General features: G+C 70.2%; 14 protein-coding genes and 1 pseudogene. 5 read left to right on the plus strand and 10 right to left on the minus strand.

Annotated features, from left to right (window positions below):
* Nucleotides 1-113: 113 nt before the first annotated feature.
* Nucleotides 114-2,744 carry a heavy metal translocating P-type ATPase gene (locus TsocGM_RS10875; protein ID WP_126725393.1) on the plus strand — a complete coding sequence of 877 codons (2,631 nt, stop codon included), beginning with the start codon at nucleotides 114-116 and terminating at the stop codon, nucleotides 2,742-2,744.
* Nucleotides 2,745-2,973: 229 nt separating this feature from the next.
* Nucleotides 2,974-3,168, plus strand: a pseudogene (locus TsocGM_RS10880) (DUF1501 domain-containing protein); the annotation flags it as partial.
* An 80-nt stretch (nucleotides 3,169-3,248) separates the two neighbouring features.
* Here TsocGM_RS10880 and TsocGM_RS10885 read toward each other — a convergent pair.
* The 4 genes from TsocGM_RS10885 to TsocGM_RS10900 form a co-directional block, all read right to left on the minus strand.
* The gene (locus TsocGM_RS10885; RefSeq protein WP_126725394.1) at nucleotides 3,249-3,959 is read right to left on the minus strand and encodes a PEP-CTERM sorting domain-containing protein; all 711 of its coding nucleotides are present in this window, start codon (nucleotides 3,957-3,959) and stop codon (nucleotides 3,249-3,251) included.
* 229 nt (nucleotides 3,960-4,188) lie between these two features.
* Nucleotides 4,189-5,229, minus strand: a complete 1,041-nt coding sequence (locus TsocGM_RS10890) for an extracellular solute-binding protein (RefSeq protein WP_126725395.1) — start codon at nucleotides 5,227-5,229, stop codon at nucleotides 4,189-4,191.
* A 210-nt stretch (nucleotides 5,230-5,439) separates the two neighbouring features.
* Nucleotides 5,440-6,519: a twin-arginine translocation signal domain-containing protein gene (locus TsocGM_RS10895; RefSeq protein WP_126725396.1), complete on the minus strand. Its 1,080-nt coding sequence runs from the start codon at nucleotides 6,517-6,519 to the stop codon at nucleotides 5,440-5,442.
* 1,074 nt (nucleotides 6,520-7,593) lie between these two features.
* Nucleotides 7,594-8,952 (minus strand): DUF1501 domain-containing protein, encoded by a 1,359-nt coding sequence (locus TsocGM_RS10900; protein WP_126725397.1) that lies wholly within the window; start codon nucleotides 8,950-8,952, stop codon nucleotides 7,594-7,596.
* Between the two features lie 304 nt (nucleotides 8,953-9,256).
* Here TsocGM_RS10900 and TsocGM_RS10905 point away from each other — a divergent pair, with 304 nt between their 5' ends.
* Nucleotides 9,257-10,693, plus strand: a complete 1,437-nt coding sequence (locus TsocGM_RS10905) for a sulfatase (RefSeq protein WP_126725398.1) — start codon at nucleotides 9,257-9,259, stop codon at nucleotides 10,691-10,693.
* A gap of 42 nt (nucleotides 10,694-10,735) precedes the next feature.
* Here TsocGM_RS10905 and TsocGM_RS27615 read toward each other — a convergent pair whose 3' ends face one another.
* The 6 genes from TsocGM_RS27615 to TsocGM_RS10930 all read right to left on the minus strand — a co-directional run bounded on the left by TsocGM_RS27615 (nucleotide 10,736) and on the right by TsocGM_RS10930 (nucleotide 14,982).
* Nucleotides 10,736-10,864, minus strand: coding sequence for a hypothetical protein (locus TsocGM_RS27615; RefSeq protein ID WP_261341638.1), 129 nt, complete (start codon nucleotides 10,862-10,864; stop codon nucleotides 10,736-10,738).
* Nucleotides 10,865-11,054: 190 nt separating this feature from the next.
* A complete protein-coding gene (locus tag TsocGM_RS10910; RefSeq protein WP_126725399.1) occupies nucleotides 11,055-12,323 on the minus strand; it encodes a DUF790 family protein in 1,269 nt (422 codons plus the stop codon).
* 94 nt (nucleotides 12,324-12,417) lie between these two features.
* Nucleotides 12,418-12,873 carry a hypothetical protein gene (locus TsocGM_RS10915; RefSeq protein WP_126725400.1) on the minus strand — a complete coding sequence of 152 codons (456 nt, stop codon included), beginning with the start codon at nucleotides 12,871-12,873 and terminating at the stop codon, nucleotides 12,418-12,420.
* A 53-nt stretch (nucleotides 12,874-12,926) separates the two neighbouring features.
* On the minus strand, nucleotides 12,927-14,108 hold the full coding sequence (gene hemW, locus TsocGM_RS10920; RefSeq protein WP_126725401.1) for a radical SAM family heme chaperone HemW: 1,182 nt from the start codon (nucleotides 14,106-14,108) through the stop codon (nucleotides 12,927-12,929).
* Between the two features lie 141 nt (nucleotides 14,109-14,249).
* Nucleotides 14,250-14,477 carry a NifU family protein gene (locus tag TsocGM_RS10925; protein WP_391732193.1) on the minus strand — a complete coding sequence of 76 codons (228 nt, stop codon included), beginning with the start codon at nucleotides 14,475-14,477 and terminating at the stop codon, nucleotides 14,250-14,252.
* Nucleotides 14,478-14,586: 109 nt separating this feature from the next.
* Nucleotides 14,587-14,982 carry an RNA recognition motif domain-containing protein gene (locus TsocGM_RS10930; protein ID WP_126725403.1) on the minus strand — a complete coding sequence of 132 codons (396 nt, stop codon included), beginning with the start codon at nucleotides 14,980-14,982 and terminating at the stop codon, nucleotides 14,587-14,589.
* Between the two features lie 760 nt (nucleotides 14,983-15,742).
* On the opposite strand from TsocGM_RS10930, the gene TsocGM_RS10935 reads away from it, so the two are divergent.
* Both TsocGM_RS10935 and TsocGM_RS10940 read left to right on the plus strand, forming a co-directional pair.
* Nucleotides 15,743-16,969: a DUF1573 domain-containing protein gene (locus TsocGM_RS10935; protein WP_126725404.1), complete on the plus strand. Its 1,227-nt coding sequence runs from the start codon at nucleotides 15,743-15,745 to the stop codon at nucleotides 16,967-16,969.
* A gap of 136 nt (nucleotides 16,970-17,105) precedes the next feature.
* Nucleotides 17,106-18,677 (plus strand): multiheme c-type cytochrome, encoded by a 1,572-nt coding sequence (locus TsocGM_RS10940; protein WP_126725405.1) that lies wholly within the window; start codon nucleotides 17,106-17,108, stop codon nucleotides 18,675-18,677.
* The last annotated feature ends 93 nt before the right edge of the window (nucleotides 18,678-18,770 follow it).

Raw genomic sequence — 18,770 nt, forward strand, 5'->3', positions numbered from 1 at the left:
GTCGGCCCCGGATCGACGCGGGTTCCCGAGCGGAGCCGGAGACCAGCGAGGCGGCCCCATCCGGCCCGACGGTCGGGCTCGGGCCGCGATCGGGCCAGTGCCCTGGGGGCGAGATGATCGAGACCGATGGCAAGCTCGTCCGCATGACGATCGCCGGCATGTCCTGCGACCATTGCGTCCGGACGGTCCGCAAGGCGATCGAGTCCGTCCCCGGCGTCCGATCGGCGAGCGTCGACCTCGCCTCCGGTCGCGCCGAGGTCCGCGTCATCCCCGGCTGGGTCGACGAGCAGGGCCTGCGCTCCGCCGTCTCCCAGGCCGGCTACGAGGGGGAGATCGAGGCCTCCAGCGGGGAGGTCCCGGCCGCCGCCGACACCGCCGATGCCTCGGACGAGGACTCAGCCGGCTCGGGAGACGATTCGGAAGGGCCCCCACCTCGGCCTTCGCCAGCCAACGCCTCCGCCCCCCTCCCGCCGGTCGTCTCGATCGGGTCGATGCCGGGGGCCGATCGCGCCGGGGAGGCCCCCGATCTCCCGGTCGGGGCGGGCGAGCCTCGGGAGCTGGCGATCTCGGGGATGCATTGCGCCAGTTGCGTGGCCCGGGTCGAGCGTGCCCTGTCCGGGGTTCCGGGAGTCTCCGAGGCGAGGGTCAACCTGGCGACCGAGCGCGCCCGGGTCGTCGTCGACCCCTCCCGATTCGACGAGCAGGCCCTCCGCCTCGCCGTCTCCGAGGCAGGCTATGACGCCCGTCCGGTCGAGGACGACGCCGATCCCTCGCGCGCCGCCGAGCGGATGCGCCGAGATCGGGAGGGTCGCGTCGCGTACTGGAGGCGCCGGCTGATCGTCGGGCTGGTGCTGGTCTCGCCGCTGGTTGTGCTTGGCCTGGGGCCCATGCTGCTCGGCGGGGCTTGGGCGCAGGCGCGGTGGATCGGCTGGGCGATGCTCCTTCCGGCGACGGTCCTCCAGGTCTACCTGGGGGGGCCGTATCTTGCCGGGGCGATCGACCGCCTGCGGCACGGCTCGACGAACATGGATACCCTGGTCGCGCTGGGCACCTCGACCGCCTTCGGCTATAGCGTCTATCACCTCGCCGTTGGCGACCATGAAGGCACGCACTTCTTCATGGACGCCGGCATCATCCTCACCCTGATCACCCTCGGATCGTTCCTAGAGGCTCGCTCCCGGGGGGCGGCCGGCCAGGCGATTGAGCGATTGCTCGACCTCGCCCCCAAGACCGCCCGAGTCGTCCGACCGGGGGGCCGGGAAGAGGACGTGCCCCTCGCCGACGTCGCGCTCGGAGACGTGGTCCGCGTCCGCCCCGGAGAGTCGATTCCGGTCGACGGGGAGGTGATCGAGGGGGAATCGGACGTCGATGAGTCGATGTTGACCGGCGAGTCGCTGCCCGTGACCAAGCGGCCGGGAGACACCGTCGTCGGCGGCTCCCGGAACGCCGAGGGGACGATCCTCGTCCGGGCGACCCGGCTGGGTAAGGACAGCGCGCTGCAACAGATTGTCGAGCTGGTGCGCGAGGCGCAGGGCTCGAAGGCCGGCGTGCAGCGCCTGGCCGACCGGATCGCGTCGGTCTTCGTGCCGACCGTGCTGGTGATCGCCCTGATCACGCTGCTCGGCTGGGGCCTGGGGTCGGGAAGCTGGCGCGCCGGCGTGCTGAACGCGGCGGCCGTGCTCATCATCTCCTGCCCCTGTGCCCTTGGGCTTGCCACCCCGGTCGCCGTGGCCGTGGCCACCGGCCGAGGGGCCCGAGCGGGCCTGCTCGTGCGAGACGCCTCGGCGTTCGAGCGCATGGATCGCATCGGCGCCGTCGTGCTGGACAAGACCGGCACCGTCACCGAGGGGAAGCCGACCGTCTCCGACGTGATCCTGCACGGTTCCCTCGACCGCGACCGCCTTCTCCTGCTCGCCGGCGCCGCCGAGCGAGGCAGCGAGCACCCGGTCGCACATGCCCTTTCGGCCTTCGCCGACGGCCGGGAGATCGCCGTCGACGGCTTCCGGGCGGTTCGGGGAGGCGGGGTTTCGGCGTCGGTCGACGGCCGGATGGTCCTTGTCGGCTCCGCCGCGTTCCTGGAAGGAAGGGGGATCGCCGTTCCCGATGTCGACGCGGGGGGTGTTGGACGCACCGTAGTCCACGTCGCCGTCGACGGCGCCCTCGCCGGTTCGATCGTGCTGGCCGACGCTCCCAAGCCCCACTCCCGGGAGGCCATCGACACCCTCCGCCGCCAGGGCATCGAGGTCTTCCTGCTGACCGGAGACGATCCCTCCCCCGCGCGAGCGGTGGCCGAGGCGGTCGGCATTCCTCCGCATCACGTTTTCGCCCGGGTCCTCCCAGACGAGAAGGCGAGCAAGGTCGCGGCGCTCCGCATGGCGGAGGGAGGGCGAGCGCGTCGCGTGGCGATGGTCGGCGACGGCATCAACGACGCCCCCGCCCTGGCCGCCGCCGATGTCGGCATCGCGCTCGGCACCGGCACCGACGTGGCCAAAGCCGCCGCCGATGTGGTGATCGCCACCGGCGACCTCCGCGGCGTCCCCCGAGCCCTCGCCCTCGGCCGAGCCACGCTCCGGGCGATCCGGCAGAACCTCTTCTGGGCGTTCTTCTACAACGCCGTGGGCATCCCCGTCGCCGCCCTGGGGCTCTTCGGAGCCTATGGCCCGATGGTCGCCGCCCTGGCGATGTCGCTCAGCTCCGTCACGGTCGTCACCCGGGCCCGCCTGATCAACCTCTCCCCGATCTGATCTCCCCCCCAAGCGACTCCCCCGCCTCCACAGCCCTCCTCCCCGCCCTGACGGCATGACGCGAGGGGACCGGTCGTGTCGGATCCGGATCGACCGATCGAACCCGGATGGAATTCCCCTCGGGATGGATGATTCGGATGGGTGGCTGCTCCTCGCTCCGAGATGGGCCCTGGTCGTGTGCTGAATCGGCTGGGGGGTCGATCCGAGCCCCGCGTAGGCCGGCGGCGGGTTTCGTCACCTCGGCGCCTTCGGCGAAACCGACGATCGCTCTGGGGCGATCCAGCAGGACCCGATCACGATCCCCGAGGTCCACGCCACGATCCACGCGGCCCTCGGGATCGATCCCTCGAAGTCGCTGATAGGAGGGCCCCGCCCCGTGCCGATCACCGACGGCGGCCACCCGAGTCGGGCCCTCTTCTCCTGAGGGATCCCAGGCGTCCTCTCCCGGCGCAAGAGGCGACAACCATCGGTGGTTGCCGCCTCATGCCCGGCTCCACCTTCGTATCAGCCTGCCGAGACCGGCGGCCTCGCCGGGCGTCGCGAACGTCGGATCGATCGCCAGGCGACCACCGCCGCTCCGAGGCCGAGCGTGACCAGCGCCGTCGGCTCGGGGACCGCCGATCCCACATACCCGTAGATCGGATTCAACCGGGACGGCATCGAGCCGGCCGGCAGGAGGAACTGCGGCGCGAGGATTTGCAGGTCCTCCAGGCGGAACGGCGGAGTCCCGATCGGCGAGCCGATCTGAGAAACCGACTTCACCGAGGCGAGCAGGCCCCGTCCCGGGGTGTTGGACAGCTCGCCGTCGAGCACGCCGTCGATCCGGATCCGGGAGATCGCCTGACCGGCGTAGGGATCCCCGAACACGTTCAGGGTGATGGAGAACGGCAGGGCGTCGAACTCCCGGGCCTTGCCGGGAGAAAGGCCGCTCACCTGGAACGCGCCGAGGGAGAAGACCCCCGGCGCATAGAAGACGCCCGCCGGCGCCGACGATGACCACGAGCCGCCAATCCCCTCGAAGCCGATGAACTCCGCCGAGCCATCGCCCGGCGTTCCGATCGTCCCCGAGGTCGAGTAGTAAACCGCCCGTTGCTCCACCTTCGGCTCGATGGCGGAGGCCCTGGCCCGGTTGTCCGTCGCGATGCCCATCCCAATGCCGGCGATCATCAGGGCCAGGCTCAGCCGCCCCGGCCGGCCACGCTTCAGGGTGCCCATCCGTGCGTTCCTCAAGGCTCCAGCGCAAGTGACGCCCGCCTCGATGCGGACGTCGGTGCGAGGATGGTCTTCCCAAATCCTCCGGGTCGTGTCCAGGGGACTTTTCGAGGAAACGACGAGGAGGAGGACGGCCTCCGATCGGGTCGGGAATGGGGAGGGCCGGACGGCCCAAGCCGAAGGGCCGAGGGGAACGACCGGGATGAGGTTCGCCCCCCGGCTGCGGAGCCGGTCACTCGGGGGAGAACTCCTCCCGGATGAAGGTGGCGACCTCGTCCCAGCGGGAGGCGGCAGCCTCGAAGTCGACGGCCATGGCCTTGACGGTGGCCGGCGTCTCGACTCGGGCGGAGGCCTCGGTCCCCAGGAGGATCGGGATCTGGGCGCTGGGGCCGGCGGCCAGGGTGGCCTCAACCTCGGAGCTGAGCAGGGCGCTCGCCAGGTCGGCGGCGGCCTCGGGGTGAGGAGCTCCCTTCATCAGGGCGATCGTGTTCGGAATGAAGAGGGTCCCGAGGCCGTCCTCTCCCTGGTCGGGGTAGATGATGGCGACCGGGGCCCCAAGCTCCTCGATCATGACCATCGCGTCGTCGGTGTCGGTTAGGCCGAAGGCGAGCCGGCCGGACGCGACGTCCTGGGCGACCTGCTTGTTGCCGGAGAGGACCTTCACGTCGTTGGCCTTCAGGTCGAGGAAGTAGCGCTTCGCCTCCTCGTCTCCCCAGGCCTCGAACAGGCAGGCGGCGTGCGAGGCGGTGGTGCCGAACAGGGGCTTGGCGATGCCGACCTTGCCCGTCCACTTCGGGTCGGCCAGATCCCGGATCCCGGTCGGGCGGTCGTCCTCGGGGACGAGCTCGGTGTTGACAATCAGGATCCGAGCCCGGGCGGCGAACCCGTACCAGGAGCCGTCCGAGGCCCGGTACGGCTCGGGGATCGCGTCGGCATGCTCGGGAGTGAACGGGGAGAGCAGGCCGAGCTGCTGGAGGCGCAGGGTGTTGAGGATCTCGTTGTTCCAGAAGAGGTCCGCCCGGGGCCGGTCGGCCTCGGCGATCAGGGCGTTGGTCAGGCCGACGGTCTTGGTGCTCTCCACGTCGTACCGGGCGTCGACCTGGACGCCAGTCTCCTTGGCATAGGCGTCGAGGATCGGCTCGGAGAACTCGCGGTCCAGGGCGGTGTAGACCACCACGCGGTCTTCCGCCGGGGAAGCGGAGCCGGTCCCTTCCGGGGAGGAGCAGCCGGCCAACGCGGCCGGCAGGGCGATCAGGAGGAGGCGGCGGGTCATCTCGGGGAGACTCCGGCAGGGGAAAGGGACAGGCAGTGACCGACCGGCCGGGGAGTCGCAACGTTCGGTTGCAGGGTCAGGGCGATTCGTCCCGGGACCGGCCGGGGGTCCTCGCCCCGAGTCTGATCGTCGGGCGTCGTCGAGTCAACGAATTCCCTCGGAGGAGGCGGCAGCCGGCGCTCGGGCCGGCCGCCGCCGTCACGGGGAGGATCAGGAGCGCTTGCGGAGCTTGGTGAGCCGACCGGGGCGGACCCATTCGGCGACGAAGATGTTGCCCTCGGCGTCGAAGCAGGCGTCGTGCGGGTGGACGAAGCGGCCGGGGCGCCAGCGATCGGGCTCGACCCGGACCGTGAAGCCGTCGAGGACCTCGGCGGTCCAGTCGGGGTCGTAACCCAGGTGGCTGATGACGTTGTTCTCTCGGTCGAACAGGCTGACCCGGGCGTGGAGGTCGGGGACGAGGAGGACGTCTCCCCGGATGTCGAAGTGGGCGGGGAAGGAAACCTCGTCGACGATCGCCTTGAACGCTCCGTCGGGGGAGAAGTACTGGAGGCGGGCGTTGGCGCGGTCGGCGACGACGACGTCGGCCTCCCGGCCGGGGCGGTCATCGAACCAGATGCCGTGCGGGGTGCGCATCTTGCCGGGCTCGGTGCCGGTGCCTCCCCAGGTGCGGACCCATTCGCCGTTCTTGTCGTACTGATGGATGTAGTTCGAGCCGTAGCCGTCGCCGACGTAAAACCCGCCATCGGGGGAGAAGGCGACGTTGGTCGGGCTGAAGCGGGCCTCGGGATCGGCGTAGACGCCGGGCTCCTCGGGCTTCTCCTTGATCCAGACGACCTCCCCCTTGAGGTCGGTCTTCACGACGAGGTTGACCGGGAACATGAAGGCCAGATAGAGGAACTCCTGGCCCCCCTCCTCCCGGATGTCGATGCCGTGGCCGCCGCCGTGCCACCGCTTGCCGAAGGAGCGGACGAACGTGCCGTCGGGGTCGAAGACGACGATCGTGTCCTGGGCCATCGCGTCGGACGACGGCCGATCCGGGCCGGCGCGGTGGGTGACGTAGATCAGGCCGTCGCGGTCGACGGCGACGCCGTGCGTCTCGTACCACTCGATGTGATCGGGAACCTTCCCCCAGCCGTGGAGGCACTCATACTGGTATTCGCCCGAGCCGACCACGGGCAGCGGGCCGTCCTGGTCGTCGGCGGCCCGGGAGAACCGAGCGGCGGCGGCGCAGAGGCCAGCGGCTCCCGCGGCCTTGAGGAACGATCGGCGATTCGGGTTCGATCCGGTCATCGTCGGGACCTCCCTGGGGTGGATCGAGACAGGCGGCGGCGTCGATGCGACGGGAATTCGCAGCGACGGCCGATCGTAACCGACCCGAGGCCGCCCCGGGAGGGACTCCCCAGCCCGCCAAGCCCTCGGAGGGCCGTCGAGCCGGGAATCGCACTCGCCTCGACTCAACCGGAGGCGGCGAGCCTCGCGTAACGATCGCTTCGCCCCCCTGGAAGGGATCGGAACCTCCGCCGTCCGCCGAGAGCGACGGGACCGATCCTTGAGCCAGGCGGGCCAACCCACCGCGATCGGAGCGGTACGCTCGGATCCACGCCATGGCCGTCGCCGGAATCGTCGACCACAAGAAGGGTTATGGCGGCGAGTCGGAGGAAAATTGGCTTCGCTCCGCTCGGCACGCTCCTCCGATTCCCGCCGGAGATCGTCCGCACCGGGGGCGGCAGCACGCCGGCCCTTGATCCGCGATCGCCCATCCGCTCGCCGGGAGCAAGGCCGGAACCGGTGCGCGAATCGCGAACGACGCTGGTTCGCTGTTACGACATAGCCCAAAAGGGATTGCGGCGAACGGAACACCGCGCGATGGGTTCGTTCGGCGCCCGACGCCGCGCACTCGGCAGGCAGCCTGTCCTCCATGAACCAGATCAGGAAGCGGAGAGCAGCGTTTTCGATCGCGGCGGTCACAGCGAGAACCTCAAGAGTCGATGATTGCAATAAAAGTTGGATGCGGTTTTTGATTGGCGAATGCCGGTCCCTCGGGGCCGAGAGCGCCCGTCGGTATCGATATCATCGAAGTGAGGAGGGGGGTTGCTCAGGAGGAGGGTTGAACGGGACCTGACGCACAAGTGGGTCGCGGAGGGATCGTCGGAGTGGGGAGGAGGTGCGATCGGTCCGCTGCCAGGAGGAGGGGAGCCGAGGGGAAGGGGAGGCGGAGGAGGAGGCCGGGAGGCGGGGAGGGGGATGATCGGAGACGACGACGCCCGGGATGCCGGACGGTGGGGAAACCGTCGGGCTCCCGGGCGGGAGGGGGGGCCGGGCGGAGGAGGAGGCCCGGCCTGGTCGGGGGAGCGGGGGATCGGGTCAGATCAGCTCGTGGATGGGGGGCATGTCGACCGGGTACTGGGGACGGCCGGCGGGGTCGATGACGGTGTCCTTGGTGACGTCGATGCCGAGGCAGTGGTAGAGGGTGGCGAGGACTTCCTTGAAGTGGACGGGGCGCTCGACGGCCTGCTCCCCGAGGCGGTTGGTGGCGCCGATGACCTGGCCGGTCTTCAGGCCGCCGCCGCCGATCCAGGCGGCGCCGACCTGGGGCCAGTGGTCTCGGCCGGCCTGGTTGTTCACCTTCGGCGTGCGGCCGAATTCTCCCCAGGCGATGACGACGGTGTCGTCGAGCATGCCGCGGACCTCCAGGTCCTCGATCAGGGCGGAGAGGCACTGGTCGAGCTTGGAGCCGTGGTCGCGGACCAGGTCGAAGTTCTGGCCGTGGCTATCCCATCGGCCGTAGCTGAGGGTCACGCAGCGGACGCCGGCCTCGACGAGCCGGCGGGCCATCAGGAGCTGGTCGTTGACGGTCGGGGCGCCGTCGTACTGGTACTTGTACGGTTTGCCGTCGCCGTACCTCTCCCGGACGCGGGGGTCCTCCTTGGAGAGGTCGAGGGCGTCGACGAGCTTGCTGGAGCTGAGCACGTCGAAGGCCAGGGCGGTGGCTGAATCGACTCCCTCGAGGGCGCCGCTGGCGTCGACCTCGCGGCGGAGGGAGTCGAAGCTGGAGAGCAGGGCGCGGCGGTCGGCGAGGCGCTCGGCGGTGATGCCGTTGAGGGTCATGTTCTGGAGGGCCGAGCCGTCAGGCTTGAACGCGGCAAAGGCCGGCCCGAGAAAGCCGGGGGCGCCCGGGTCGCTCCAGGGGACGTGCCGAGTGGTTTCGGCCAGGCCGACGAAGGGAGGAACGGCGGGGTCGACCGGGCCGTGCATCTTGCTGACGAACGAGCCGATGCTGGGCCAGCCGCCGATGGCCTGCTGGTCGTCGAACTTGTAGCCGGCGTTGCACTGGTACAGGTCATGCCGGCCGGTGGCGCCGACGACCGATCGGATCAGGGCGGCGCGGTCCATCAGGCCGGCGAGCTTCGGGAAGCACTCGCCAACGAAGATGCCCGGGACGTTCGTCTCGATCGGCTTGAACTCTCCCCGAATCTCCTCGGGGGCGTCGGGCTTCAGATCCCACATGTCCTGGTGGGGAGGGCCGCCGGCGAGGAAGATGTTGATGACGGCCTTGTGCCGCTTCGGGGGAACGCCGGCGCGCCGGCCGGCCTCTTCCGCCCGGAGGATGTCCGGAAGCGTCACCAGGCTCGACCCGAAGGCCAGGCCGCCGATCTTCAGGAACCCGCGCCGGCTGATGCCGTCGCAGAATCCGCCGGTCTTTCGCCCGAAGATCGTCAGCATGGGAATACTCCCCTGTGGAATTGGCGGTTCGGCTTCCGGGCCAAGGGCCCGGGAGCGTCGATCCGTTCCCCTGTCGCCAGATCGCGACGCCGGGTGTCTCATCACGCTGTTTAACCGTTATTGGACCGAATGTCAATCATTGAGTCGCAAATCAGGAGCGCACCGCGACGATCGGCACCGGGGAAGCGGTGGGGGAAACCGGGGCGATTGCAGCTCGGAGGCGCGCCTTCTATGGTGGGGGCGATCGGAGACGTCGGGCTCCCGGGGGAGCGGGGGCCGTCGTGGTCTTTGGGGAGGTCGAGCGATGGGCAATGGAAGGGGGAGGGGCCCTTGGCTGGCCGTGATCCTGGCGGTGGCGGTGTTCGGGGAGGGGGCCGGGATCTCGAAGGGGAAGACGGGACCTCTCGACGACCGGCCGAACGTCGTGTTCATCCTGGCGGATGACCTGGGATGGACCGACCTGCATTGCTTCGGGAGCGGTTACTACCGGACCCCGAACCTCGACCGCTTGGCGGCGGAGGGGATGGTCTTCCGGGCCGGTTATTCGTGCGGGCCGAACTGCCAGCCGACCCGGGCGGCGCTGATGAGCGGCCAGTACGGGCCGAGGACGGGGGTGTACACCGTTGGTTCCCGAGATCGGTTCGCCTGGAGGACTCGACCGCTGGAGCCCCCGGAGAACGTCCTGGAGCTCGATCCGGGGGTGGTGACGGTGGCCGAGGCGTTGAAGGCGGCGGGCTACGTCACCGGAATCTTCGGGAAGTGGCACCTGGGGAAGCGGGAGGCGTGCCTCCCGCCGGCGCAGGGGTTCGACGAGGCGATCATCAGCCAGGGGAAGCATTTCGACTTCGAGACGACTCCTCCGGTGGCGGTCCCGGAGGGGACCTACCTGGCCGACTTCCTGACGGATCGGGCGGTCGACTTCATCGAACGGCACGCGGACGAGCCGTTCTTCCTGTACCTGCCTCATTTCGTCGTCCATAGCCCGATCGAGGCCAAGGAGGACCTGATCCGACGGTTCCGGTCGCTCCCGAGGGCGGGAGGGCACCGCAACCCGACCTACGCGGCGATGATCGCCAGCCTGGACGAGAGCGTCGGCCGGGTGCTGGAGGCGATCGACGAGGAGGGGATCCGGGATCGGACGCTGGTGATCTTCTCGTCGGACAACGGCGGGGGGGGGGGCTACGAGGCGGCGGGGATCTCCGGAATACGGGAGGTCACGACGAACGCCCCGCTCCGGAGCGGCAAGGGGAGCCTGTATGAGGGAGGGATCCGGGTCCCCTGGATCTTCCGATGGCCGGGGACGATCGCGGCGGGATCGGAGAGCGTCGAGCCGATCCTCAGCGTCGATCTGTATCCGACGCTCCTCGAACTGGCCGGGGGCGATCCCCCGGCCGGACAGCCGCTGGACGGGGAAAACCTGGTGCCGATGCTGACCGGCAAGGCCGACTCGATCGATCGACCGGCCCTGTTCTGGCACTTCCCGGGCTACCTGGGAGCGGGCCAGGGGCAGTGGCGGACCACCCCGGTGAGCGTGATCCGATCGGGGGACCTGAAGCTGTTGCAGTTCTTGGAGCACGGGACGATCGAGCTGTACGACCTGGCCCGGGATCTCGGCGAATCGCGCAACCTGGCCGGCGAGCGTCCCGAGGAGGTGAAGCGGTTGCTCGAGGAGCTGGACGCCTGGCGAGCCCGGGTCGGGGCCCCCCTTCCGGGTCCGAACCGGGAGGGCGAGAGCCGCTGATCGGATCGAAGCGGTCAGGTTGACTCCCCGGCGATTGGGCCCTCAGAGGGGGTCGAGGCCGTCGGGAAGGTCGAACGCTCGGCGAAGCTCGGGGCAACGGTCCTCGAACAGCCGGTCGTCGTTCTGGCGGATGGAGCAGCGCGGCAAGTGGCCAGGACGGGCGCTGCCCACCCGTCTTGTTCGGCGAGCGCGGTCCTACGCGGAGCGTAGTGCGGCGCTCGCGACGGGATGCCTGTGAACTCGATTCCCCGGGGTCGCCCCAAAGTAACGGCGGACGGTCGCTGCGAGGCGGCCGGTCGGCTCACCCGCTTGGGGCGCCGCTGCTGTCCGAAGGCCAGGGCAGGGGGGGAGTGTCCATCCGTCAAGGTGATTCGGCGTCGATGAGCGAGGGCTGCGAGGCGCCGGGGAGGAAGCCTCGGAGCAGGGCGAGCATCTCCCGGGCGTTGGGGATTTCCTTGAAGCGGAGGATCGGGCCGCTGAGGTTGGTGGCGGCCCCCTCGTCGACTTTCATGGAGTCGGAGATGGCCAGCAGGTAGCGGGAGGGGCCGTGGGTAGGCAGGACTCGGAGGAGGCGCTCCAGGGCCGATCGCTTCCAGAAGCCGAGGATCTCGACCAGGACATCGGTGCCAGTGGGGGTGTGGACGAACGTGTAGTCGGGGACCCAGACCCCGTCGCGGCCGAGGTCGACCAGCTCGGAGGATTCGAGGACCTCCCAGTCGGGGGCGACCTGGCGGAAGCGGTCGAGGAAGGCGGCGATCTCAGCCGGGACGTACTGGCCGGTGTCCTGGTAGTGGGAGACGAGGCCGTCGGAGGAGTCGAGGTGGAAGGTGCGGTGCTCCTTCTTTGGGCCCCAGCGCAGCTCGGCGTCGAGGCGGAAGTCGGAGCAGAGCAGCAGGGCGGGCAGGAACAGGGCCATCTGGAGCCCGTAGCGTTGCGTCGCCAGGAAGAGGCTGAGCGGGCCGTCGAGGGAGAAGGTGTAGCCGGAGGCCATCGAGCCGGTCACCTGGTAGAGCAGGCGGTGGAACTTCAGGAACCGGAAGAGTTGACGGTACCGGGAGGGCCGCTCTCCCCGGACCTCGACGTCGAGCCGGACGGAGCGGAGCAGGATCGCCTGGGCCAGCGCGACGTTGTAGCGGTCGATCAGGCCGACCGCCGAGAGGCCGTCGAAGGAGAGCAGGCGGTTCTCCTCCTTCAGGTCGGCGAACATGGCCGAGACGAGCTGTTCCGGGGGCAGGCCCAGCTCCCGGGAGACGTCGGCCAGGACCTCGTCGCGCCGGAAGGGCTCACGGCACCCGGGTTTGGAGGAGCCCGCCAGGACGCGGCGCCGCTTGGCGGCGGCGGTGAAGACCTTCTCCCGGATGGTCTCGGGAGGGATGTCGGCCACGACCTCGAACTCGGCGCGGTCTTCCAGCACCTTGGCCAGTCCCTGGTGGACGAGCGAGGACATCCCCTTGCCGACGACCGCCTCGATCTCCGAGGCGATCTCGCCCCGGGTCAGGCCCACGCCCTCCCGGAAGATGAGGAGCAGGCTCTCGGCGACCTCCAGCCAATAGGGATTGTCCCGGTCGAGGTACTGCGGGATGACCCGGTTCTTGGAGATCCGCACGCGGACGAGGTTGCCGGTGAGCATCGGGGGGGCATCCCGGGAGTTGGCTCGGTTGAGTCATCGCGCCGATCGACCCACCCGAGGGGTTCCAGAACGCTTGTCGCCGGCCCGATCAGGCTCAGCCCGAACCGGGCGAACACGGCTCGGAGACGGGAGCCCATCCCCGACGATGGTACTCCATCCAACCGAGCCGGCGGAATGGTCGGACGTCCAGGAGCCAGTGGCCGAGGAGGCTGCGGCGAGGGGAAACGCGGTCGGGGGTGCCGGCGGCGGGGCCGGAAGGGATGAGGGAGCCGGAGGCGTCGTAGGCACACTGGTTGCCGGCGACGGGATCGGTGTCGGGGTCGAAGAGGCGGTAGGACACCCGGGCGCCGGGGTGGTAGCGCTCGGTGGCTCGGTCCGGATCGCGGTCAATCGCGATCCGGGGATGCTCGGCCGGCAGGAGGGCCAGGTCGCCGACCGCGCAGGGGCAGGGGACGACGCGATCGGCCAGTGGGCGGCGCGGGCCGGCGGCGGCGCAGCCGGGGAGGGCGGTCAGGGCCAGGGTCGTGACGAGCATCCGGCTCGAGAGCATCGGAGATCCCCTCCTGGGGCGGAATCGGGCCCGGGAGTCCTCCCGGGACGCCGTCAGAGCAGGTCGCTCATCACCGTATCGGCCAGGAAGAGGCCGGACCTGGTGAGCCGGACGCGACGGCCGTCATCCTCGAGCCAGCCTCGGGAACAGGAGCGCCGGAGCGACGGGCCGCAGAGGGCGTCGAGGTCGAAGCCGGTGCGGAGGCGGAAGTCCTCGCGGTCGATTCCGATCGCGGTGCGGCGGAGCATGAGCACGGCCGTCTCTCGGGCTCGGGCCTCCGGGTCGAGGCGCTCAACCGGGCCGGTGGCGTCCTGGCCGGACTCGATCCGGCGGAGGTAGGCGGGCAGGTCCCGGGTGTTGACGGATCGGACGCCAGCGACATAGCGGGCGGCCCCGAGGCCGAAGCCGTAGTAGGCGTCGTTGGCCCAGTAGACGAGGTTGTGCCGGGACTCGTGCCCGGGGCGGGCGAAGTTGGAAATCTCGTACTGGAGCAGGCCGGCGGCCGAGAGCCGGTCGATCGTCTCGGCGTACATGGCGTGCTCGACCTCCTCGTCGACCGGCCGGACGAGCCCGTCGAGCCGCCGCTTCCACAGCGACGTGCCCTTCTCGAAGACCAGGCCGTAGCAGGACAGGTGGGAAGGGCCGAGCGCCAGGGCGCGGTCGAGGTCGTCCCGCCACTGATCGAGCGTTGAACCGGGGGCGCCGAAGATCAGGTCGAGCGACCAGCGGTCGAAGCGGGGGGCAATCAGCGCGACGGCCCGGCTTACGTCGTCGGGGTCGTGGTTGCGCTCCAGCGCCCGGAGCGAGGAGGGCTGGAAGGACTGGGCGCCCAGGCTGATCCGGTTGACTCCTCCCGAGGCCAGGGCGTCGACCTTGTCGGGGTCGAGGGTGCCTGGGTTGGCCTCGACGGTCCATTCGCCGTCGTCCAAGAGGGGGAACCACCGGGCGATGGTCGCCAGCAACCGGGAGAGCTGGTCCGCGTTGAGCCGGGTGGGCGTGCCGCCGCCGATGAAGAGGGAAGCGACCGGGCGGGGGCCGTCGAGGGCCAGCTCCAGTTCGGCGGCGAGGGCGTCAAGGTAGCGGTTGGCGAGGTGATCGGCGCCGGCGAGCGAGGCGAAGTCGCAGTAGCCGCACTTGTGGGCGCAGAAGGGGATGTGGATGTACGCGGCCCGGGGCCGGATCCAGGGGGGATCGGCCGGGCAGGAGCGGTCGATCGGGGCGAGGACGACGGTCATCGACGGCGGATCCCCGGGGACGAGGGGAGAGGGAAGGCGGCCCCGGGGTGGAACTCGGCCGGCCCCCGGGGTCGGAGCGGAGCCGGCGGCAGGGCCGACGCGGTCTTCCGGCAGGTCGGGGCGGTCGATCGGCCGTCGGGCTCAGGGGACCGGTTCGAGGAACCGGACCTCGGGGATCTGGGCTTTGACCGCGGCTTCGATCCGCATCGCCAGGGCGATCGCCGCTGAGGAGCAGCCCTGGCAGACGCCGGAGAGGCGGATCTGGACAATCCGGTCCTCGTCGACGCCGACAAGTTCGACATCACCGCCGTCGGCCCGCAACTCGGGGCGGACGTCCCGATCGAGCACCTCCTCGATCCGAAGCCGCAGGGCATGGCGGGGGTCCGGATCGGAGGAGGTGGGGGGATGGGTGGATTTCATCCGGGCGATTCCTCCGCCGGGGGGCGCCGGGCGGGGAGGGGTTCATCGCAAGGGTCGCTCAGTATCGGTCGTAGCCGCCGCCCCCGCCGTAGCCGCCGCCCCCGCCGTAGCCGCCGCCCCCGCCGTAGCCGCCGCCCCCGCCGTAGCCGCCCCGGCCGCCACCGCCGCCGTAGCCGCCCCGGCCGCCGCCATTGCCGCCTCCCGGGGTGCGCGGGCGGGCCTCGTTGACGGTCAGGCGGCGACCCGCATGGTCCTGGCCATCGAGGGCCGAGATGGCGTTGTCGGCCTCGTCGTCGTTGTCCATCTCGACGAAGCCGAAGCCGCGGCTCCGGTTCGTCTCCCGGTCCTTCAGGACCTGGGCGGAGCGGACCGAACCATATTGCTCGAAGAGGGCGAGCAGGTCCGCATCATTGACCGAGTAGGCTAGGTTTCCGACGTAGAGTCGCTTCGCCATGACGTTCGCCTGGGCTGGGACAGGCTCTCCACCGATCGCAAACGGAGAAGGGAAACTGGAGGTGCTGGGCACCGTGAGGGGCCCGGCGCGGGACGGATAGGGTTGCGAAGTCATGACGTCGTCAACGCGATCCGACGCTCCTCCCGACCGACAGCGGGGAGGTCCTCCCCGCGATGCCCTCCACAGCCGGATTCGCTACGGAGGCGATTTGAATGTGTAACGCCTCCGGATGCGCATGTCAATCGTCCGTTCGTTGGATTTTTCCACCAATCGAGGAGGGCCCCGGCGGCCTGGGGAGACGAGCCGGGGAGGGGGCTTCGGCAAGGCCCGAGGCTCCTGGATCCCGGAACGGCGGCTCCCCGTCTCCTCGAATCGAACCGATCGCCCCCCGGCGGGGGCCAGGGTGGTTGGTCCGTCGGTCGGAGAGCCGCTGAGGGCGGGCCCGCGTTCGCGTCCGGTGGGCTCGTTGCGTTGCGCGGGCGCACCGCCCCGGCCCCCCGGCCCTCGAGACACCCCAACACCGACTGACCGATCGAACCGATCGGCCCGGGGAGCGGAGGGTGCGGAGGGTGGGCGGCTTGACCATCGCGGAGCGGTTCTCTTAAGATCCTGTAAGATCCTGGGGGGCATCGGAACCCGTTCGAATCGCCCCGCCTTCATGCGTTCATTCGTCGTCGTGAACTCGACGGGCCGGGCCGACCTCTCCGCCGCGATCCAATCCCCGGTCGCCGGCCGACCCCCGACACGGAGTTGTCCCATCATGGTCCGCTGGATCATCCTGGCCGTGCTGGTCGTCCTCGTGGCCGCCACGGTCCCGCTGGCCGTGTCTTACCTGCCGGCCGACGTCGGCAGCCCGGTCCCCTCGGCCCGGCTGGAGGAGGAGGCCGGTCCTCCCCCGAAAGCCGTGGTGGAGGGAGACGACACCTTCGATTTCGGCCTCATGAGCGAGGAGGACGAAGGGGAGCGGACCTGGGTCATCCGCAACGAGGGGGAGGGCCCGCTGCGCCTCCGGTTCGCCGAGAAGCCGTGCACCTGCACCGGCGTCCGGATCGGGCCGGATCAGAAGTCGATGGTCGAGGGGGAAGAGTTCGTGATTGAACCGGGCGAGCGGGCCGAGATCAGCCTGGTCTGGGAGACCCGGCAGAAGATCGGCGCCTTCAGCACCTTCGCCCGCTTCTCGACCAACGATTACGAGTTCAACCCATCCCTGACGCTCAATATCAAGGGGCTGGTCACCCCCTCGGTGGTGGTCGATCCCAACCGGCTGGACCTGGGGACGGTTCCCAGCGACGAGGAGGTTTCGACCGACGCGGTGCTGTTCTCCCCGAGCACAGAGACCCTGGCGATCACGAAGGGGCCGTCCACCTCCCGGCCCGACACGGTGGTGGCGACGATCCGGCCGCTGTCGGATGAGGAGCTTCGGGCATTCAACGAGGAGCGGGCCCCGATGCTCATCAATCCGCCGTCTCAGGTTTCGGGCGGGCCCCCCATCGGCGGCGATCGGAAGGAAACGCCCGAGCTTCGCAACGGCTACTTGCTGACCCTGACCGTCAAGCCCGGCCTGCCGTTGGGGAGATTCACCGACGAGGTGTCGCTGACGACCGACCACCCGATCAAGCCGGAGGTCCGCATCCCGGTCAGCGGCCAGGTCGTCGGGCCGATCGCGACGATGCCCGAGCGGGTCTACATGCCCGGCGTCCCCAGCAGCAGGGGCCGGTCGACCTCGGTCACGGTCAACGTCCGCAACCACGACCGGACGTCGTTCACGATCCAGCTCCCCGAGGCGCTCCAGGAAGTGCTCGAGGCGTCGATCGACCCCGAGCCGATCAGCCCCGAGGGGGCTGAGTTCCGCCAGTACCGGCTGGATCTCCGCGTTCCGAAAGGGGCCCGGCCCGGGGTTCATCGGGGAACGGTGGTGCTCAAGACCGATCATCCGCAGGCCGAGGAGGTGAAGATCCCGGTCGAGGTGCTCATCCGGGGAGGCTGATCGTCGCCTCTCGTCGAACCGAGCGGAGGCCGGCGGCGTAGCAGGCGACGTCGGCCGATCGCCGACGGGCCTGGCCCCCCCCGAGCCCTGGAGGGCCCGGTCCTCCGACGCCCACCCGCCCCGGAGATCGGAAGCGATGGCGAACGAAGGAAACCCCTGGCGGGCCGTCTCCGCCGTCGGCCTGGCGGCGGCAATCCTCGCCTCTGTCGGTTGTTCGTCGGGCTCGAAGCCGGGCTCAACGCCGGGCTCGTCCGACCGGGCAGGTTCTTCCGCCTCGGAGGCTGTCGCCGAGGACGACGGCCCGAAACCGGACGTGATTCTGCTGGTGTCCGGCCAGCAGCTCGGCTATCTCGAACCGTGCGGCTGCACCGAGGGGCAGAGCGGCGGGCTCGGACGCCGAGCGGACCTGATGAGCCGGCTTCGAGCGGACGGCACGCCACTGGTTCCCCTGGACCTGGGCAGCCTGATCTCCGACCCGGCCGCCTCCCGAGGGGGGCCGGAGCAGGAGCGGATCAAGCTCGGTATCGGCCTCGAGGCGCTCGCTCGGCTCGGCTACCAGGCGATGGCCCTGGGGGCGGAGGACCTGGAAGTCGGTATCAGCGAGTACGTCGGCCAGCATTTCAACGTGCCCGACGCCCCTCCGGTGGTGGTCACCAACGCGACCCCGGTCGAAGGGTTCGAGGAACTCTTCCGGCCCAGGGTGACGGTCGAGGCCGGGCCGTTGACCGTGGGGGTGCTCGCGGTGGTCGACCCCGAGGCGATCGCGTCGCTCGGCGATCCCGAGTTCGAACTCTTCCTGTCCGAGCTGCGCGACCCGATCGAAGCGGCCCGCGACGCCCTGCCCGAACTGGAGGCGGAGTCGGACGTGCAGGTGGTGCTGGTGCAGGGGCCGAGCGACCTGGCCCGATCGGTGGCCGAGGCGATGCCCGAGGTCGAGGTCGTCGTCGGCCGATCCGAGTTCGACTCCTTCCCGATGAAGCCGGAGTTGTTCCACGATGGCGGGACAACGCTGGTGCTCGTGGGGAAGAAGGGGCAGCAGGTCGGCCTGGTGGATCTCTTTGAAGGGGACGGAGCTCGGCCTCGGTATCGTCGGGTGCCGCTGGACCTCCGGTACGAGGACGCCGAGCCCATCAGATCGCTGCTGGCGGAGGAGTACCTCGTTCGGCTCGACCAAAACGACGTGCTGGAGAACTTCCCCCGCCGGCCGCACCCCAGCGGCGCGACGTTCGTCGGCGCCGAGACGTGCAAGGCCTGCCATCCGAACACCTTCGAGAAGTGGTCGGGCACCAGGCACGCCTTCGCCTGGCCGGCGATCGAGACGGGACGCCGGGGCAACCGGACGATGGACGCCGAGTGCGTCAGTTGCCACTCGACCGGCTTCGGCTTCGAGACCGGGTTTGTCAACGCCGCGCAGACCCCCCATCTCAAGGGGCAGCAGTGCGAGAACTGCCACGGGCCCGGCTCGCGGCACGTCTCCGACCCGATGAACCCGGAGTACCGGGAACACGTCCGGGTCACGCTCGAACAGGCGGAGCGGTCGCTCTGCATCCGCTGCCACGACAGCGACAACGATCCGCACTGGGACTTTGCCAAGCGCTGGCCGGATGTCGTCCACTCCGGCCTGGACCGCTACGACGACCCGGCGACGAGGACGGGGCTGGATCCCGCCTTGATCCCGGGCCCGGAGGCGGACGGCGAGGCGGATTGACCCTCGGCCGGGAGCGACTGATCTTGGAGGCCGGCGGCGTCCCGGATAGCGTGGGGCGCCCCGGCCGTCACCGCGGGCCGGGTCCGGAACGGA

The sequence above is a fragment of the Tautonia sociabilis genome, assembly GCF_003977685.1.
GTDB classification, from domain to species: domain Bacteria; phylum Planctomycetota; class Planctomycetia; order Isosphaerales; family Isosphaeraceae; genus Tautonia; species Tautonia sociabilis.

What these genes read in the sequence shown, in the direction of transcription:
- TsocGM_RS10885 (WP_126725394.1), bottom strand. Translation starts at nt 3,959, where the DNA reads ATGGGCACCCTGAAGCGTGGCCGGCCGGGGCGGCTGAGCCTGGCCCTG.
- TsocGM_RS10900 (WP_126725397.1), bottom strand. Translation starts at nt 8,952, where the DNA reads ATGCTGACGATCTTCGGGCGAAAGACCGGCGGATTCTGCGACGGCATC.
- TsocGM_RS10915 (WP_126725400.1), bottom strand. Translation starts at nt 12,873, where the DNA reads ATGCTCTCGAGCCGGATGCTCGTCACGACCCTGGCCCTGACCGCCCTC.
- TsocGM_RS10910 (WP_126725399.1), bottom strand. Translation starts at nt 12,323, where the DNA reads ATGCTCACCGGCAACCTCGTCCGCGTGCGGATCTCCAAGAACCGGGTC.
- TsocGM_RS10930 (WP_126725403.1), bottom strand. Translation starts at nt 14,982, where the DNA reads ATGGCGAAGCGACTCTACGTCGGAAACCTAGCCTACTCGGTCAATGAT.
- TsocGM_RS10875 (WP_126725393.1), top strand. Translation starts at nt 114, where the DNA reads ATGATCGAGACCGATGGCAAGCTCGTCCGCATGACGATCGCCGGCATG.
- TsocGM_RS10905 (WP_126725398.1), top strand. Translation starts at nt 9,257, where the DNA reads ATGGGCAATGGAAGGGGGAGGGGCCCTTGGCTGGCCGTGATCCTGGCG.
- hemW (WP_126725401.1), bottom strand. Translation starts at nt 14,108, where the DNA reads ATGACCGTCGTCCTCGCCCCGATCGACCGCTCCTGCCCGGCCGATCCC.
- TsocGM_RS10935 (WP_126725404.1), top strand. Translation starts at nt 15,743, where the DNA reads ATGGTCCGCTGGATCATCCTGGCCGTGCTGGTCGTCCTCGTGGCCGCC.
- TsocGM_RS10940 (WP_126725405.1), top strand. Translation starts at nt 17,106, where the DNA reads ATGGCGAACGAAGGAAACCCCTGGCGGGCCGTCTCCGCCGTCGGCCTG.
- TsocGM_RS10890 (WP_126725395.1), bottom strand. Translation starts at nt 5,229, where the DNA reads ATGACCCGCCGCCTCCTCCTGATCGCCCTGCCGGCCGCGTTGGCCGGC.
- TsocGM_RS10895 (WP_126725396.1), bottom strand. Translation starts at nt 6,519, where the DNA reads ATGACCGGATCGAACCCGAATCGCCGATCGTTCCTCAAGGCCGCGGGA.